This window comes from Xenorhabdus entomophaga (assembly GCF_037996725.1).
In the GTDB taxonomy this organism is placed as follows: domain Bacteria; phylum Pseudomonadota; class Gammaproteobacteria; order Enterobacterales; family Enterobacteriaceae; genus Xenorhabdus; species Xenorhabdus khoisanae.
This window is the reverse complement of record NZ_JBBMXH010000032.1, coordinates 23,794-41,594: the sequence shown is the minus strand read 5'-3', so window position 1 is coordinate 41,594 and position 17,801 is coordinate 23,794. Positions and strand designations below refer to the sequence as shown.

Below are 17,801 nucleotides of genomic sequence, written 5' to 3'. Positions count from 1 at the left end.
AGAGCGTTGGCAACCGGAAGTCTCTTCCGGGTTGCGAGGCTGCGTATCTTACGCTTTTCGCCTCCGGAGTCAAGCGTTTATTTTCACTTTTCTCCCCCTTTCCTCAGCGGCCTGTGTCAGCTCAGCGTCGGTCAGTGGTGGCGCATTATAGGGAGTTTTACGGCGCTGACAATAGTTTTTTTTGCATTTTTTTTCTGTTCGTGTTTTTTTTCAACAAATATGACGTTTTTGTTCTTTTTACACCCTAAAACTGATGAAATAGACAACAATTATTAAATCAATGCAGTAGGATAACAAGTTGAATAAAGGGGAGGGATGATATCCATGCAGTTAAAAGAACAAAAAAATGTGGAAAAAAGGAATCTGTCCCATCTTTTGGCTGAACAAATAGGCCAGCAAATTCTTTCTGGTGAGTATACCGCTGGAAGTCTTCTGCCTGGCGAAATGGAATTGACTAAACTTTTTGATGTCAGCCGCACGGCTGTACGGGAAGCAATAAAGATTTTAATCGCTAAAGGAATGTTGTTATCCCGGCCCAGAATCGGTACACACATTATGCCAGCCAGCCACTGGAACTTTCTTGATCAAGATTTATTGAGGTGGTGGCTAACTCCTTCTAATATTAATGAGGTCATGACACACTTCCAACAATTGCGTCTGATTATAGAACCACAAGCCTGCTTTTATGCCGCCATCAACGCATCCCATATCCAAAAACAAATCATGTCCTCCTTAATCAAAGAGATGTACTTATTGGCTAAGCAATTTGATCGTGAAAAATGGATAAAGGCGGATCAACAACTGCATCACATCATTTATCAGTCTTGCGGCAATCCATTTCTTGGCTCTTTTGTTAATTTGTTGCAGCCCGTGTACCAACACTACTTTGAAAAAATCATTTCAGGCAAATCCTTCCGCCTGAAAGCACATAAAGCGATTGTTGATGCAATTATCCACGGCGACAGCCAACTGGCTTTAACGGAATGCCACAGGTTACTAATAACCAGCGAATAGTTTAATGTATTAAAATATCTTGTATTGACTAATTATCGATTCACTACAAAATAAAATGGGATCTCTGATGGTTAAATCCGCACGCAATATGTCGGGCTTGCCTTGGGTTGCAGCCATGGCTTTTTTTATGCAGTCTTTGGATGCCACAATTCTTAACACCGCACTACCGGCAATTGCTAAGAGCCTCAATCATTCTCCACTAGCAATGCAACCTGCTGTTGTTAGCTATACTTTAACTGTGGCGATGCTGATACCCGTCAGCGGTTGGTTGGCTGATAGATTTGGCACTCAACGAGTATTCATTTATGCCGTTTCTTTCTTTTCATTAGGATCACTCGCTTGTGCTTTGTCCCACAATCTCTCTTTATTAGTCATTTCCCGGGTGATTCAAGGGATAGGTGGGGCCATGATGATGCCTGTTGCACGTCTGGCATTATTGCGAACATACCCACGCAGTGAACTGTTATCTATTTTGAGTTTTGTTACCATGCCTGGGTTACTGGGACCGATTTTAGGCCCAGTGTTCGGTGGCCTGTTAGTCACTTATGCCACATGGCATTGGATTTTCATCATTAATATACCCATCGGTTTGTTAGGCATTATCTATGCCATCAAGCACATGCCTAATTTGACCATGCCAAAATGTCCTTTCGATTTTCTGGGATTCATATTGTTTAGTATGGGATTGGTGATGATTTCAGTCAGTTTTGATTTGCTTGGTAACAATTCATTCGCTGGCTATATTCCTGTGGCGTTGTTAGCTAGCGGTGTCATTATGCTGTTAGGGTACATTTTCCATGCCAAAAGGCATCCAGATCCCCTTATCGACCTCCGACTGTTTCAGACACACACATTCTCAATCGGTATCGCCAGCAATATTGTGACTCGTTTAAGTACAGGTTCGCTCTCATTTATCATTCCGTTAATGCTACAAGTCGGGTTTGGGTACTCAGCGGTGATTGCCGGTATCATTATGGCCCCAAATGCTATTGGATCTATCTTCGCCAAATCATTTGTTACCAAGATACTGACTAAGTTTGGATATCGAAGTACGCTTATCTGGGCCACGATTATTATTGGTGTGATGATTTCACAGTTCTCTCTACAGACACCGGAAATACCTGTCGCATTTTTGATAATCCCTCTATTTATATTGGGGATGGCGATGTCTACACAGTTCACAGCAATGAATACGATTACTCTTGGTGATCTAAATGATAAAAATGCAAGTGCTGGTAATAGTCTGCTAGCGGTCACTCAACAGTTATCCATCAGTTTTGGGGTAACCATCAGTGCCGCCGTTCTTCGGTTTTATGAGTCAATGGAATATGGCTCAACTGTGAGCCATTTCCACTATACCCTGATTACGATGGGTATTATTACCTTGATTTCTTCTACTGTATTCCTGTTACTGAATAAAGAAGATGGCAATAATTTAATTAAGAAATAACGTCACTATCGGCTGGCAACGGAACTACGCTCGATCAATTTTGGCGTCAGAATCAGTTCCTTGGGTTCGCTTTCCGGATTATCCATTCGATACAACAAGCTATCAATCGCCAGCTTACCTAATTCATCTTTTGGCTGATGGATAGTCGTCAACGGAGGGATAAGATAAGGTGCTATTGCAATATCATCATATCCGATAATAGAAATATCATCCGGCACTGAGAGGCCCGCCTGATATAAGGCCTGATATGCACCAATCGCCATAGCATCATTTCCTGCAAACAAGGCTTCTGGTGGGTCAGGTAGTTGGAGCAGCTGCTTCATTGATGAAAATCCACCAGCAAATTCAAAATCACTGTAGACCTCATAGCCTGCTGGAATTTCCAAGTCAGCGCTTTGCATTGCTTTTTGATATCCAGCCAAACGCTGACAGGCAGGTGTTTTATCCTGTGGGCCAGTAACACAGGCGATCTTACGAAAACCTCGATTAATCAGGTAATTGGTCGCCATTTCTCCCCCTTGCAGGGAGTTATCCTTGATAATGTCATTGGAAATATCAAATGGTGACCAATCCATTATTACCATCGGTACCAATGGATAGCGACGAAGAACATCACTGGATGGACGCTGAGTTTCAGCGCACATGATTAATAAGCCATCAACACGCTTTTGCAGTAATGTTTCCATACTGCGGGACATCCGGGTAACGTTACCTTCGGTATTACACAAAATTAAACTGTATCCCCGTTCGTAACAGTTCCTTTCTACACCCCTGACAACTTCGGAATAAAACGGGTTATCACTGGTAGTCACCAACATACCAATGGTTTTAGTTTGTTTGATTTTCAAACTTCTTGCCAATGCAGAAGGGGCATAGTTGAGTTCTTCGATCGCTGCATTGACTTTCTTTTTCACGTTTTCACTGACATAGCGGTTCTCATTAATCACATGGGAGACCGTTGATGTCGATACACCCGCAAGACGGGCAACGTCCTTCATGGTAGCCACAGTTAATCCTGTTCAGATAGAAATGTATCAATTTCATTTCGCCACGGAATTGCAGGCTGCGCTCCCTCACGTGTCACAGCTATCGCAGCAGCAGCATGAGCAAAGCGGATCGCCGACAATATGTCTTTTCCTTCCAGCAATCCCGTTACCAAGGCGCCATTAAATGTATCCCCAGCAGCAATTGTGTCGATCGCTTTTACTTTAAACCCGGGAACAATTTTTCCTTCCCTGCCTTTTTCACTCAGCCATACACCTCGGCTACCCAGTGTGATAATGACGATTTCTATACCCTTATCATGTAAAGCCTGAGCGGCTTTTCCTGCGCCTACATCATCTTTCACGGCAATGCCTGTTAAGCATTCGGCTTCAGTTTCGTTAGGTGTGATGATATCCACCAGTGAAAGCAATTTTTCTGAGATTTTTTGTGCCGGAGCGGGATTCAGGATTACTTTGGCGTGATGCTGCTTCGCCGTTTCAGCAGCAAGTTGGACGGTTTCCAACGGTGTTTCAAGCTGCAACAGCAGTGCATCAGCCTCTTTGACGGACTGCTCATGACGGTGAAAATAATCAGGAGATAATGCTCCATTTGCCCCTGCGTTAATGCCAATCACATTTTCACCCTGCTGATTGACAAAAATAAGGGCAACTCCCGTTGTTTCCCCTTCAATAGCCTCAATTGATGAGGTATTGATATTATCTTTCACCAACTGTCGGCAAACACGATCCCCAATATCATCCTGACCAACGCAAGCAATAAATGTAATATCAGCACCACAACGACCAGCAGCAACAGCCTGATTTGCCCCCTTTCCTCCAAATGCAACTCTATATTGTTTCCCTTTCACCGTTTCCCCTGGATGAGGAAAAGCTTCGAGGTTCAAGATGTGATCTGCATTGACGCTGCCCATCACGACAAGTTTTGCCATACGCATTACATTTATTCCTGTTCAGCTACTTCTGTTCAGCAATGATACAACCATCAAGATCGATGGCTGTATGGTAATACTGATTATTTTTTGATAACTAATTCCAGCTCAACCGGAATGGTAGCGTCAACTTTTTCACCTTTCAGTACCTTATCTGCGACTTGTACACCAATAATGCCAATCTGGTCTGGGCGCTGTGCGATCGTTGCGCCCAATTTACCACTCTGCACAGCCTTAAGAGCATCGTCAGTACCATCAAATCCGACCACCAACACATCTTCTTTATTGGCTGCCTGCAACGCTCGCAATGCACCAAGAGCCATTTCATCATTTTGAGCGAAAACGGCTTGCACTGACGGATGAGCTGTCAGCAAGTTTTGCATGACATTCATTCCCTTTGTACGATCATAATCAGTGGGCTGACTAGCCAACATATTGAATTTGTGCTTTTGGGCTGCCTGACCAAAACCTTCACCACGTTCGCGTGCACCTGAAGTTCCTGGAATACCTTCTAATTGAATGATCTTGACATTATTACCTAATTTTCTAGCGATAAAATCAGCTGCCATTTTGGCGCCTAAACGGCTGTCAGAAGCAATATAGCTGATAACTTCACCTTTGTTCGCCATACGGTCAAGCGTAATAACAGGAATATTCGCCTTATTTGCCACGATCACTGCATTGCCAACAGCATCCGAGTCGGTTGGGTTAATTAACATCAATTTTATGCCACGAACCGTCAAATCCTGCACATTGGCTAACTCTTTTGCTGGATTATCCTGAGAATCAAGCACAATCAGGTTGTATCCCAATTTATCAGCTTCTTTTTGTGCGCTATCTTTCATTGTGACAAAGAAGGGGTTATTCAGGGTTGAAATAACCAATGCAATGCTATCTTTCGCCAGTGCATTAGCACTCATAGCGGCACTCAATGCCACGGCGGAGAGAATAGTTGCCAGCTTCTTCATTTTCATGTTGTTTTTTCCTGTAGGGTAAGGTTATTTACTGCTTTTGTTATCAACCAAGACCGCAAGTAAAATCACAACTGCCTTGACGATCATTTGGTAGTTGGAAGAAATACCCAATAAATTCAAACCATTATTCAGAAAGCCTAAAATCAGCGCACCTATCAACGTCCCAACAATCCGCCCTTTACCTCCAGCCAGACTGGTCCCACCCAGCACAACCGCTGCAATGGCATCCAGTTCATAACCACTTCCTGCCATCGGTTGGGCAGAAGATAATCGGGCAACTTCAATGATGCTTGCCAATGCTGCCAATAGACCACATAGGGAATAAACGATTATTTTTATTTTATCAACATTAATACCCGATAAACGTGTTGCAGATTCATTTCCGCCTAATGCGTAAATGTAACGACCAAGACGAGTGTGATGAAGGACAAACCAAGCCGCTACAAAAACCAGCAACATAATCCACACAGGTGTCGGTATTCCCAAAGGACGCCCAATACCGAACCACCCAAACAGGTCAGCATTGTTACTGAACCCCGTATTAATCGGACTACCATCGGTATAAACGCGAGTGACTCCACGCAACAAGAGCATCATTACCAATGTCGCAATAAATGCCTGAACCTTGCCTTTTGCAACAATCACACCTGTACAGGCACCAATGGCTGCCCCCAATACCAATGCTCCCGCAACGGCGACCAAGGCGTTGCTGTCTGTACCTACCATTGATGCCGCTACTGCGCCTGTCAGAGCCAACAGAGAACCAACAGACAGATCAATGCCCGATGTCAGGATCACCAGTGTCATCCCCACCGCCATGATGGCATTGACAGAGGTTTGTTGGAGGATGTTAAAAAGGTTATTTAATGTGAAAAAGTTAGGGCTAAGGGAAGAAACCACCGTAATCAGCAATAAGAGTGCAATCAGTGACTTCTGCTCCATCAACCATGCTTTCGTAAACCAACGTCTGGAGGCTGGCGCTGTATTAGAACTCATATCCATTATCCTTGACCATTCTCTTTTAATTGACCGTATTTTGTTTATCGATAGATTGTGTGCTGTCAGAGAGTGCACTGATAAATTGTTTGCCAACGGCAGCAGCCATCAACACTTCCTGAGAGACATTTTCCACACTGAATTCCCCACTGATGCGGCCTTCATGCATAACCAGAATACGATCACTCACTCCCATTACTTCCGGCATCTCAGAAGAAACCAAAATAATGCTCAAGCCTTCTTTTTTAAACTGATTGATCAGCTGGTAAATTTCTTTTTTTGCCCCTACATCCACACCTCGAGTTGGCTCATCAAGGATCAACACCTTTGGACGTGTCATCAATCCACGGGCAATAGCAACTTTCTGTTGATTACCACCGGAAAGCAGCCCTATTGTTTGTTCCATTGAAGGGGTTTTTATATTAAATAACTTGATGAAATCGGCAACGGCTTTTTGTTCTGCGGAATGGTGCAAGAGGCAGGAATTTCGACTGAAATAGCGTAACGCAGTAAGGGACATATTTTCTTTGACCGACATGCCTAAAACCAATCCATCCTGTTTGCGGTCTTCCGAGATATAGACAATGCCATTGGTTAGCCCCTCCTGTGGATTGCCAATCTTGAGAGGCTTGCCATCAAGTAAGATCCTGCCGGCTGTTTTCGGCAATGCCCCATAAATCACCTTCATCAATTCAGTACGACCAGCCCCCATCAAACCTGAGATCCCCAAAATTTCTCCGCTAAACAGAGAAAAGCTGACATTGTTGATCCCCGATCCAGAAAGATTTTCGACTTCCAGCCGTTTTTCTCCCTTTGGTAGATCCAAGCGAGGATATTGATCCTCCAACTTGCGTCCCACCATCATTTCGATCAAACAATCCTCTTTTAGGGTACGAACGGGCTGCTCACCAATAAATTGCCCATCGCGCAATACCGTCACATCATCACAAATTTTAAAAAGCTCTTTCAGGCGATGGGAAATATAGACAATGCCACATCCCTGCGCTTTCAGTTCACGTATGACATGAAACAAGGATTCAGTTTCCGTATCAGTCAAGGAATCCGTAGGTTCATCCATAATGATGACTTTGGATTGGAAACTCAGCACCTTGGCAATTTCTACCATTTGTTGTTCACCAATGGATAATTCAGAAACAAGCCGATGACTGCTATAACGGATATTTAGACGCCTCAGCAAGTGATCGGCTTCTTGATACATTTTTTTCCAGTTGATAACGCCGAATTTATTGACGAATTCACGGCCCAAAAAAATGTTTTCAGCAATCGTTAGTTGGGGGATGAGGTTTAGCTCTTGATGAATAATGCCAATACCAGATTCCTGAGAGGATTTAGGGCCAGAGAAAGCCATATCTTGCCCAAGATAGCGGATCGTGCCAGTATCTTTTGTATAAATACCGGTCAAAATTTTCATCATCGTGGATTTGCCGGCACCGTTTTCGCCGACTAATGCCATCACTTTCCCGGAATAAACACGCAGTGCGGCTCCTGACAATGCTTTTACCCCAGGGAAAGCCTTATCAATCCCCTTTAGTTCCAGTAATGGCTCCATAATAACCTCAGAAAGTTACGCCAGAACAAAGAAGGATATTTGCATAGGGGGAACACTCTCCCGTGCGAATAACTGCTTTGCTCTTCTCTGTTTTCTCTTTCAGAATGCTATGACTGACATACTTTATCGCAATTGCATTTCCCTGTTGTATTTCGAGATCAGCAATACGCTTAATGATTTGCTGATGTATTTGCGGATTGTGCTCAATAATTTCAGAGGCCAGAATGGCCTCTTCAACTTGAACTTCCTGAACAACCACATCAAACACAGATAGCAGATCGGGTATTCCCTGGGTTAGCGCTAAATCAATTCGTTGGGTAGACAACGGAATAGGTAATCCCGCATCACAGATAGTTATCTGATCCGTATGCCCCAAACGAGAAATAACGGCTGAAATATCAGAATGTAATAAAACGCCTTTTTTCATATTTATAAACTCCTTGGCGAAACGTTTCGCCAGAGAGCCATCATATAAAGGTCAATATCAAAGACAACATGATTGATACGAAAATGTGATCATCATAAAAACGTTTAGGGCGGAGACAAATAAAAGAAAAAAACTAACTTATTGAATAAGTTAGGCTAAATCGTTTTTTTAAAATATACCATTAAAGTTTAATAAGCCATTATCAAAATCTTTGCATAGATTGAATTTTACCTATAAATAAAGGAAGGTAACTATCCGAGCCATGGTGTCAATAATATGCAATTGGTCGAGAAAATATCTCAGTTATGCCAGCATCTGGAAAGTGGCTTATACGAAAGAAGACAAGCCATTCGCCTTTGTTTGCTGGCCGCTTTATGTGGAGAGAGCATTTTTCTCCTTGGTCCCCCCGGCATAGCTAAGAGCCTGATCGCCCGTCGGCTCAAGTTTGCATTTCAAAATGCACGCGCTTTTGAATACCTCATGACCCGTTTTTCCACTCCAGAAGAAATCTTCGGCCCCCTTTCCATTCAAGCGCTCAAAGACGAAGGGCGTTATCAACGCCTTACCGAAGGCTATTTACCTGAATCTGAGATTGTTTTTTTGGATGAAATTTGGAAATCAGGCCCGGCTATTCTGAATACGCTACTGACCGCAATCAATGAAAAGAAATTCAGGAATGGCATTCAGGAAGAGCAGCTGCCAATGCGTTTACTGGTTACTGCATCCAATGAACTTCCCGATACAGATAGCGGTTTAGAAGCGCTCTATGATCGTATGTTGATCCGGATTTGGCTGGACAAGATTCAGGAAAAGAAAAATTTTCGGGCTTTGCTGACTGATCGGAACAACGAAAATGGCAACCCCATCCCTGCCTACATTCAGATCACTGATGATGAGTTTCATCAATGGCAAGACAAGATCAGCCATATATCTTTGCCAGATCATATTTTCGAGCTGATTTATCAGCTACGTCAGCAAATAAATGCTACTGGAAATATTCCTGGCATTTCAGATCGCCGCTGGAAAAAATCTATCCGTTTACTACAGGCCAGTGCCTTTTTCAGTGGCAGAAATGAGATATCTCCGCTAGATATGGTGTTATTAAAAGATTGCCTATGGCACGATTTGCATGATTTAAAATTTTTATCCCAATTCTTACATGCTTTATTGACAGAACAGGCTTATCTACAACATTCCCTTATGCAAAAAATGGAGAAGTTATACCAGCAATGGGTACAATCCAACCAAGACAAAAATGACCTTCATCCCCTGAAATTAGTCACCAAATCCTCTCTGTTTGGTCGCAAAACCCTTTATTCACTGCCCGAAGATATTACAGATGAAAAGCTGACTCTGTTTTTACATCCTTCATTAAACATGCATGATATTGAAGTCAACTTCATCGAAATAGATAAAAAGTCACTGGAAAACGCCCTAAAAAATAATACAGGAGAACTCCCTGTCTGCTTAAATGGCATTGGTTTTCCGCAAACCATCACGGCAGAAATCAACGAGAAGAACCAGCTTACAGTGCTGGATATTAGCCGTAATAGCGCCGTCCTATGCCTATCTGGCATCTCAAAAAACACCAATACAGAATGGCATGAAAATCTAGCGGCTATCAGCGATGAAATTCAACAGCAACGCTATCTGTTTAATCAACATCAACCCTGTTTATTCATCGAAGAACATTGGCTTGCCAGCATTGAACAAAGTTTCCTGCAATTAACCGAAAAACAGAAACAGTTGGAATCAAGAATGGGAGAGTAATATCGTGTGGCTCTTCTGCAAGGGAGCGATTTATGACTTATACAGAATGTCAAATATCATCTCCCTTGGGATGAAGTCATACATCAAGTAAGCGCAAACAGTTCTCTAAGCGCTTGCGTATCCAGATTGCCTATCCATTGCTCCCCACTACCCACCACCATATCCGATAGCTCACGCTTACGCTGGATCATTTCGTTAATGCGTTCTTCAAAGGTGGCGCTGGTAATAAAGCGGTGCACCTGCACATTACTCTGTTGACCTATGCGATACGCACGGTCAGTGGCCTGCGCTTCTACCGCAGGATTCCACCATAAATCGAAGTGAATCACGTTTGAGGCCGCAGTTAGGTTAAGACCCGTGCCTCCGGCCTTGAGGGATAACAGAAACACCCGTTCAGTGCGGTCGGTCTGAAATTTCTCTACCATTTCATCACGTTTGGAGCGGGATAGGCCGCCATGCAGGAACATCGGGGCCTGCCCGTAGCGCTGCCGCAACCAGTGGGCCAGTAATTCCCCCATTTCACGGAACTGAGTGAAAATGAGCGTCTTCTCGTGGCTGGCATGTATATCGTCGAGCAGATCGAACAAGCGTTCGAGCTTACCGGAAGCCACAGCGTCGCTGGCAGGTTGCTTCAGGTATAGATCGGGATGGTTGCAGATCTGTTTTAGCGCCAGAATCATTTGTAATACCAAGCCCTGCCGTTTGAACTGATCTTCTTCGGCTTCAAGGGTCAGCAGGCCTTCACGCACCACCGATTCGTACAGTGCGGTTTGTGTTGCCGTCAAGGTACAATATTGATCACTCTCAACCTTGTTGGGCAGGTCGCTGATCACGTTGCGATCGGACTTAAGGCGGCGCAGGAGAAAGGGAGCTGTGATGCGTTGAAAGCGTGCCGCTACCTGTCGATCACGGTTGATCTGGATCGGCGTAGTGTAATCTTTCTCGAAACGTTTAAGTGTGCCCAGATAACCACGATTGACGAAATCCATTAAGCTCCAGTATTCAGACAGACGGTTTTCAACGGGGGTACCACTCATGGCGATATAGCCAGCAGCAGGAATGGACTTGATCGCTTTGGTCTGCGCGGCCGACGGGTTCTTGATGTTCTGCGCTTCATCCACCACCAGCACCCGCCAGGACATAGCCTTGAGCGAGGTCACCGTACTACGAGCAATACCGTAGGTAGTCAGCAAAACGTCCGGTCGTTCACAGGTCAATTCACGTTTGCTGCCATGAAATACGCCGATGCTGATCGTTGGCGCAAAGCGAGCGATTTCCCTCTGCCAATTGGTCAGCAGACTGGTGGGAACCACTACCAATGCTTTAGACTGCTCTAAGGCGCCGTCCTGCTTAAGTTTGAGCAGTGTAGCGATCACTTGCAGCGTTTTCCCAAGCCCCATATCATCAGCAATAACACTGCCAAATCCTACCTGTAAATTGCGCAACATCCAAGCGTAACCACGTTGTTGATATGGGCGCAAGGTGGCGTTGAGATCGCACGGTAAGGGCACTTCACCCGACTCCCTTAATTCGGTTAGCAGTTGTAGTGTGTTGTCGTCAAGCTTTACCGGTGTACCGGCATATTCGCCAGCCAATGCAGTGCGCAGCAGTTCAGTACCCGACAATTTAGAGTGAGAGGGCCGGCTCAGTTGGGCTTGCAAACTCGCAATTTCTTCCGGGTCGAGGTAGACATATTCTCCTTTGAAACGCACCACGCCCGTTGCGCCCTGAACCAGTTGCTCGAACTCAGCACGAGTCAGATAATGTTCACCCAGAGCTACCCGCCAATCGAAAGTCAGTATCTCATCAACCCTCAATTGATTGCTTCCCAGCCCCTGAGCCTGACTGGATATATTCATCGATAACCGAGGGCGTAACAATCGTTCCAGTGCCTTGGGTAGCAAAGTACGAATGCCGAGCAGTTGAATGGCAGGTAGTGTGTTGAACAATAGCTCAGGCAGTTGTTCAGCCGTCAGAACAATAGGAGAGCGTGCGCCCTGTCTCAAGTAGTCATTAAGGGGTGGGAAAAATTCTGCCAGCAGGACGACCGTCTGCAAGATGCCGAAACGCGCCTGACTCCACTCTTGCTCAGTCAGCACTCTGTGCAACGAAACCGGTGGTGTCAACAAGGCTGATTTGGGCTGAACAGCCAACCCCACCTCGAAATCGCCGAACGCTCCCTCATCCAGACTCAGCACGGGAAAATAGTCCCGTTCGGCCAGATGATAGCGTGCGAGCCAAGTCTGTAAGGCAGGACCGATAGCACTTTCCTCCGGACCATCAAAGCTTTTCGGTTCACCACTGAATAACAGGGACAAGATTTTATTATCGCGCGGTTTCTCTCTGACATACTCCGACTCCATTCGCAGGTAATAACCGAGAAATACCGCACATAGCGCGCAGGTCTGCATCATGGGTGAAATAGCCTGATTCCGACTCAACACGGCCAGTTGCGGCGGCAGGCCTCTTGCCAGAAGCTCTATCTGTTCAGCAACCCGGTTATCGAGCATGGCCGGTAACCAACGCACTCCCAGAACACCTGACTCCACAGAAAACACCTGTGGCACTACCGCGCCGTGAGCCAACAGATGTAAAGATATCATGCGCAGGTGGAACAGTGCGGCTACCTCTGGTTGCCTGTCCGGCAAGTCTGCCGGCGTGAGTTGTGCCAGCGCGGTGTCCAGTTCTTCAATGGAGTACAGGCCATTGACACCGCTGATGATGGCGTCTCCCTCCCGACTCAGCGTGATACGGGGGCGGTGGGGAGCCAACAAGGTGACTATAGGCATATCCATCAGAATCTTGCCATCCAACACCTTACGGGCAAACTTAGCCACCCGCGCCAGTACTCTCTGCATCACCTTGCGCAGATCGCCGTCAGGGAAAAAAACGGTATTCGTTGGCAGTACCGCCAATAACGGCTCAGACAGAGATGGCAAATCAGCATAAGCCAACGTTTCCAGTGCCATCGGGTCCGGCGGGGTAGCCTCTGCCGGCGCGCCATCTTCAATTAACAGGGCCGACAAGCGCGGCACATTGACCACCGCCTCGCGCTCAATATTAATCCCTCGTTCTTTTAGCTGCTGAATCAGATCCACACCACGCAGGGAGAACACCAGAAAAGGATTGCTGTCGATTTGACGGCTGATCAAGTAAATCGTTGCCGCCAAGTGCTTACAAGGCACCGCCCAGTCGGGGCAGGAACATCTCATTACTAAATCTTTCCACTGGGACGGAAAGATGGCAATACCCAAGCGTTTAGCCTGCTCTAACACTGAAGGATCCAATTCTCGATTGAGCAGACGGGCAATCACACCAGGATCATCCACTAACGCATCAAGCAATCGATCGACTTGCTTCTGGGCCAGTGGGGGGACTTGAATTAAAACTTGATAAGGTGATGGACGAGAACCCAGCACTTTAGCCTGCAAAGTGCCTCCCTTCAATGTCAGATTCTTGACCGCGCCTTTATTGGCGTAAGTTCGCCCACGCGGCAATCGGGTGTCATAATCGATATTAGTGAGAGCGTTCAGCCACTGTTTACCCCACCAGGAATTACCATAATTCATGTTATTTACCAAAGAATATAGAAGATATAGACTGAATTTTACGAGTTTTGGCTACAAAGCACATGACTATTTCTGCAACATTGGCACATGCTCCACAATGGGAAACTCACCAGACCTCCGGTCAGGGTGGGATTGACTAAAACAATTGAGATCAAATATGGGGTAGCCATATGTTAACGCTGACCACACTCGATCTCCTGCTTTCTATCAATGAAGGGGAGCTGATCGAAGAGATCATTTTGATATTGTTGAGTACTCCTCAGTTAGTTATTTTCTTTGAAAAACATCCAAGACTTAAACAGGCATTGCTAAAAGATCTTCCCGCGTGGAAGCAAACATTACGCCAAAGAATAAAAGAAGCTTTTATACCGGTCCGATTAGCCGAAGAATTTCAGTTATACCAACACTTACAGGCAGCCAATACGACAGAGTTTTATCAACAGCTACCTGAAATTACAGAGAAACTCCAACAGCTTTCATCCCCTTTTGCCAATGAGGCCGGCTCACTGTTCAAGGCATTATCTGAACATACCCACTCAGAGCAAATTCTGTTTCTTCAACGATGGCGAATCAGCTTGATCCTGCAAGTAACAACATTTAACAAGGCATTATTAGAACAAGAGAAAGAACAGTTACTGGCAGAGATCCAGAAACAATTAACTCTCAGCGGTAATCTCGATCCAATATTTGATCACAATGATCGCGCCGCAGGCCGATTATGGGATATGAGTAAAAGCCAGCTACACCTGAACTCAAACAATATACAGCTATTCACCCTTTACGCTGACTTTCTCAGGCAACAACCTGAACTAGAAAAACTGGCGCAATTGCTTGGCCGCAGCCAAACTGCGAAACCCATTCCCGAAGAAAGCCATGTTCTTGAACCATTCACCCAAATTGAAAGAATGCCGGATACCGTGCCAGAGCAGGTCAGCGGGATTCGACAAAGTGATGACATCTTAAGGTTGTTACCTGCTGAGATGGCCATGCTGGGTATTCAAGAGCTGGAATATGAATTTTATCGGCGGCTGGTGGAAAAAAAACTGCTGTCTTATCGCTTGCAAGGGGATAACTGGCAGCAAAAAACTGCATTAAAACCCGTTACTCATCATCATAATGAAGCCCAACCACGAGGACCCTTTATTGTTTGCGTCGATACCTCTGGTTCAATGGGGGGATTTAATGAACAGTGTGCTAAGGCATTTTGTCTGGCGTTAATGCGTATCGCGCTGGCGGATAACCGTTACTGCCATATCATATTATTCTCAACAGAACTCGTTCACTATGATTTGACGTCACCGGATGGACTCACCCAAGCAGTACATTTTCTGGGACAAACGTTCAAAGGGGGAACCGATCTGGCATCCTGCCTGAATGCAACAGTTGAAAAAATGAAAGAGAATATCTGGAAAGATGCTGATACTGTTGTCATTTCAGATTTCATTGCCCAACGTTTGCCAGGCACTCTAATCCATCAGATAAAAAACCTGCAACAGCATCAACAACACCGCTTCCATGCGGTCTCCCTTTCCCACTATGGAAAACCCGGTATCATGCGGATATTTGATCATATCTGGCGTTTTGATACCGGGATCACAAGCCGTTTACGGCGAAGATGGCGAAATTAAACCTTAGAGCACACCTTCAACTGATTCGATAATTTCTGGTGACCAAACCCCACACTGAACCTGACCAATGTGCGCCATTTGCAGCAACAGCATGACCAAACGAGATTGACCAATGCCACCACCGATGGATTGCGGCATATCACCTTTGAGCAGGGCCTGATGCCAATCCAACTGTAAGCGATCTTCATCACTGGTCAGAGCAAGCTGACGTTGCAGCGCTTCTGCATCAACGCGAATGCCCATTGAAGAAATTTCAAAAGCATCCTGCAAAACTGGGTTCCAGACAATAATGTCACCGTTCAGACCGAAGAAACCATCACTGTTCAGTGTTGTCCAATCGTCGTAATCCGGTGCGCGGACATCATGCGCTTGATCATCAGACAGCTTGCCACCAATTCCCATCAGGAAAATAGCACCAAACTCTTTAGCGGCCTCACGCTCACGACCTTTAGCATCCAGATCAGGGTAACGTTTCAGAAGCTCTTCGCTGTGGATAAAGTGAATTTGATCTGGCAGGAACGGTGCCAGACCAAATTCCTTACTTACAGCTTGTTGTGTTTCTTTTATTGCTTCGTAGATTTTGCCTACTGTCTGTTTCAAATAGTCGAGTGAACGCTGACCTTCACCCATCGTTTTCTCCCAATCCCACTGATCAACAAAAACAGAATGGATAGGGGTCAAGCGATCTTCATCAGGACGCAGAGCCTTCATATGGGTATATAACCCTTGTTCAGCTTGAAAACCAAAGCGACCTAATGTCTTGCGTTTCCACTTAGCCAGAGAATGAACCACTTCAAACGTTGCATCTGGCAAAGTTTTCACTTTCACTTGCACTGCTTTTTCATGGCCGGACAGGTTGTCCTGAGTACCGTCACCAAGGCGGCTCAGAATAGGTCCCTGAACTTCGATTAAACCAAGTTGTTTCTCTAGCAGACGGGAAAAGTATGATTTCACAAAACTAATCTGCTGCTGTTTTTCAATGAAGGATGTTTTCATGATGCTGTTCTCAAAATTTTTTAGTGACTCTGTGTCCTGTTGATATAGATTAAGCAACAAAATGAGGTACAAATTCAATATCTGATAATAAAAATATTGTGTAAGATTAATAAACGATAATTTTTACACTAGAAAAATGAATATCATTCAAAAATGGGGATTAAAAATGGCAGAAATTTATCAGATCGATAATTTAGACCGTGACATACTTCACGCTTTAATGGAAAACGCACGTACACCTTATGCAGAATTAGCAAAAAAATTCGCAGTTAGCCCGGGAACCATCCATGTTCGCGTAGAAAAAATGAAACAATCAGGGATCATCACGGGTACTCGGGTTGATATCAGTGCCAAGCAGCTGGGATTCGATGTGTGCTGCTTCATCGGCATTATATTAAAAAGTGCCAAAGACTATCCCGCAGCATTGAAAAAACTCGATATGCTTGATGAAGTTGTTGAGGTTTATTACACCACAGGCCATTACAGCATTTTCATTAAGGTCATGTGCCGATCTATCGAAGCCCTTCAGGACGTACTTATCAACAAGATCCAAACGATTGATGAAATCCAGTCAACAGAAACTTTGATCTCTTTGCAAAACCCTATTACAAGGACAATAAAACCTTAAACCAGAAAAGTGCTTAACCACATTATCCACAGGTAGATCCCAATAGACTCACAGCGTACAATAGTTGCTCTTTAATTTAGCAAGGATCATGATGAGCACGATAACCTTAATTAGCGGCAGCACAATGGGTAGCGCCGAATACGTTGCCGAACATATGGCTGATATCTTAGAAAATAACGGGTTTTCAACAGAGATGCTTCATGGTCCTTCATTGGATGATCTTCCTCTTGAAGGCCTGTGGCTTATAGTTACTTCAACACATGGAGCGGGGGACTTACCTGAAAATCTCCAACCTCTGGCTGATACGATCACTCAGCAACAACCTGATCTAAGCAATGTAACATTCGGCGCAGTCGGAATTGGCAGTTCTGAATATGACACATTCTGTGGTGCCATAAGATCACTTGAACGCTTATTGGAGGATCTCGGAGCAAAACGGATCGGGGATCGACTGGAAATAGACATCCTGCAACATGAAATTCCTGAAGATCCAGCCGAAGAATGGGTTAAAGATTGGTCAAAGTTACTCTGATCCGATTAAAAATATAACGATCAACTGTGGATAACTCATCTGAAAAGCAGGGGTTAACCCGTAGTTATCCATTTGATAATCGAGTTTCAATCTAGTGGCTGTGAATAACTCTGCATTTAGATCCCAGCTTATACTGACTTGGATCACGGATCATTCACAGCAAATGATCCTTTACAGCATCATGATCTTTATATGGAAAATCCACTTATCCACAGATGATCGCGATCCTAATAAAAGATCCAATAAAGAGATCTTTAAATAAAAAGATCTTCTTTTAAATAATGATGATCTCTCCCTACTTGGTCTGAGGACCA

Annotated in this window: 14 protein-coding genes; 6 read left to right on the top strand and 8 right to left on the bottom strand. The window is 44.8% G+C overall.

Features of this window, described 5'->3' with window-relative positions:
- The first annotated feature begins 324 nt into the window (after positions 1-324).
- Positions 325-1,014 carry a FadR/GntR family transcriptional regulator gene (locus AAC854_RS08885; protein WP_340616777.1) on the top strand — a complete coding sequence of 230 codons (690 nt, stop codon included), beginning with the start codon at positions 325-327 and terminating at the stop codon, positions 1,012-1,014.
- 67 nt (positions 1,015-1,081) lie between these two features.
- Positions 1,082-2,464, top strand: coding sequence for a multidrug transporter subunit MdtD (gene mdtD / locus AAC854_RS08880; protein WP_340616776.1), 1,383 nt, complete (start codon positions 1,082-1,084; stop codon positions 2,462-2,464).
- 5 nt (positions 2,465-2,469) lie between these two features.
- Here mdtD and rbsR read toward each other — a convergent pair whose 3' ends face one another.
- The 6 genes from rbsR to rbsD form a co-directional block, all read right to left on the bottom strand.
- Positions 2,470-3,471 carry a ribose operon transcriptional repressor RbsR gene (rbsR, locus tag AAC854_RS08875; RefSeq protein WP_340616775.1) on the bottom strand — a complete coding sequence of 334 codons (1,002 nt, stop codon included), beginning with the start codon at positions 3,469-3,471 and terminating at the stop codon, positions 2,470-2,472.
- Positions 3,472-3,473: 2 nt separating this feature from the next.
- The gene (rbsK, locus tag AAC854_RS08870; protein WP_340616774.1) at positions 3,474-4,403 is read right to left on the bottom strand and encodes a ribokinase; all 930 of its coding nucleotides are present in this window, start codon (positions 4,401-4,403) and stop codon (positions 3,474-3,476) included.
- 77 nt (positions 4,404-4,480) lie between these two features.
- Positions 4,481-5,371, bottom strand: a complete 891-nt coding sequence (gene rbsB / locus AAC854_RS08865; RefSeq protein ID WP_340616773.1) for a ribose ABC transporter substrate-binding protein RbsB — start codon at positions 5,369-5,371, stop codon at positions 4,481-4,483.
- A 24-nt stretch (positions 5,372-5,395) separates the two neighbouring features.
- The gene (rbsC, locus tag AAC854_RS08860) at positions 5,396-6,367 is read right to left on the bottom strand and encodes a ribose ABC transporter permease (protein WP_340616772.1); all 972 of its coding nucleotides are present in this window, start codon (positions 6,365-6,367) and stop codon (positions 5,396-5,398) included.
- A gap of 25 nt (positions 6,368-6,392) precedes the next feature.
- Positions 6,393-7,937 (bottom strand): ribose ABC transporter ATP-binding protein RbsA, encoded by a 1,545-nt coding sequence (gene rbsA / locus AAC854_RS08855; protein ID WP_340616771.1) that lies wholly within the window; start codon positions 7,935-7,937, stop codon positions 6,393-6,395.
- Between the two features lie 7 nt (positions 7,938-7,944).
- Positions 7,945-8,364: a D-ribose pyranase gene (gene rbsD / locus AAC854_RS08850; RefSeq protein WP_340616770.1), complete on the bottom strand. Its 420-nt coding sequence runs from the start codon at positions 8,362-8,364 to the stop codon at positions 7,945-7,947.
- Between the two features lie 276 nt (positions 8,365-8,640).
- Between rbsD and ravA the strand changes: the two genes are divergently transcribed.
- Complete coding sequence (gene ravA, locus AAC854_RS08845) at positions 8,641-10,134, top strand: ATPase RavA (protein WP_340616769.1); 1,494 nt, start codon at positions 8,641-8,643, stop codon at positions 10,132-10,134.
- Between the two features lie 83 nt (positions 10,135-10,217).
- Here the strand turns inward: ravA and AAC854_RS08840 are convergent, their stop codons facing one another.
- Positions 10,218-13,703: an SNF2-related protein gene (locus AAC854_RS08840; RefSeq protein WP_340616768.1), complete on the bottom strand. Its 3,486-nt coding sequence runs from the start codon at positions 13,701-13,703 to the stop codon at positions 10,218-10,220.
- Positions 13,704-13,873: 170 nt separating this feature from the next.
- Here AAC854_RS08840 and viaA point away from each other — a divergent pair, with 170 nt between their 5' ends.
- Entirely contained in the window at positions 13,874-15,331 is a 1,458-nt protein-coding gene (gene viaA, locus AAC854_RS08835) for an ATPase RavA stimulator ViaA (protein WP_340616767.1), read from the top strand.
- A gap of 3 nt (positions 15,332-15,334) precedes the next feature.
- On the opposite strand, the gene asnA is transcribed toward viaA, so the two are convergent.
- Positions 15,335-16,327, bottom strand: coding sequence for an aspartate--ammonia ligase (gene asnA, locus AAC854_RS08830; protein WP_340616766.1), 993 nt, complete (start codon positions 16,325-16,327; stop codon positions 15,335-15,337).
- A gap of 166 nt (positions 16,328-16,493) precedes the next feature.
- Here asnA and asnC point away from each other — a divergent pair, with 166 nt between their 5' ends.
- Entirely contained in the window at positions 16,494-16,955 is a 462-nt protein-coding gene (gene asnC / locus AAC854_RS08825; protein WP_047964586.1) for a transcriptional regulator AsnC, read from the top strand.
- Positions 16,956-17,046: 91 nt separating this feature from the next.
- Entirely contained in the window at positions 17,047-17,487 is a 441-nt protein-coding gene (gene mioC / locus AAC854_RS08820) for an FMN-binding protein MioC (RefSeq protein ID WP_340616778.1), read from the top strand.
- Positions 17,488-17,801 lie beyond the last annotated feature (314 nt).

Excerpts from the sequence above, each read along its gene's own strand:
- rbsD (WP_340616770.1), bottom strand. The coding sequence starts at position 8,364 with ATGAAAAAAGGCGTTTTATTACATTCTGATATTTCAGCCGTTATTTCT.
- asnC (WP_047964586.1), top strand. The coding sequence starts at position 16,494 with ATGGCAGAAATTTATCAGATCGATAATTTAGACCGTGACATACTTCAC.
- rbsC (WP_340616772.1), bottom strand. The coding sequence starts at position 6,367 with ATGAGTTCTAATACAGCGCCAGCCTCCAGACGTTGGTTTACGAAAGCA.
- ravA (WP_340616769.1), top strand. The coding sequence starts at position 8,641 with ATGCAATTGGTCGAGAAAATATCTCAGTTATGCCAGCATCTGGAAAGT.
- rbsB (WP_340616773.1), bottom strand. The coding sequence starts at position 5,371 with ATGAAAATGAAGAAGCTGGCAACTATTCTCTCCGCCGTGGCATTGAGT.
- AAC854_RS08885 (WP_340616777.1), top strand. The coding sequence starts at position 325 with ATGCAGTTAAAAGAACAAAAAAATGTGGAAAAAAGGAATCTGTCCCAT.
- mioC (WP_340616778.1), top strand. The coding sequence starts at position 17,047 with ATGAGCACGATAACCTTAATTAGCGGCAGCACAATGGGTAGCGCCGAA.
- asnA (WP_340616766.1), bottom strand. The coding sequence starts at position 16,327 with ATGAAAACATCCTTCATTGAAAAACAGCAGCAGATTAGTTTTGTGAAA.
- rbsA (WP_340616771.1), bottom strand. The coding sequence starts at position 7,937 with ATGGAGCCATTACTGGAACTAAAGGGGATTGATAAGGCTTTCCCTGGG.
- viaA (WP_340616767.1), top strand. The coding sequence starts at position 13,874 with ATGTTAACGCTGACCACACTCGATCTCCTGCTTTCTATCAATGAAGGG.
- AAC854_RS08840 (WP_340616768.1), bottom strand. The coding sequence starts at position 13,703 with ATGAATTATGGTAATTCCTGGTGGGGTAAACAGTGGCTGAACGCTCTC.
- rbsK (WP_340616774.1), bottom strand. The coding sequence starts at position 4,403 with ATGCGTATGGCAAAACTTGTCGTGATGGGCAGCGTCAATGCAGATCAC.
- mdtD (WP_340616776.1), top strand. The coding sequence starts at position 1,082 with ATGGTTAAATCCGCACGCAATATGTCGGGCTTGCCTTGGGTTGCAGCC.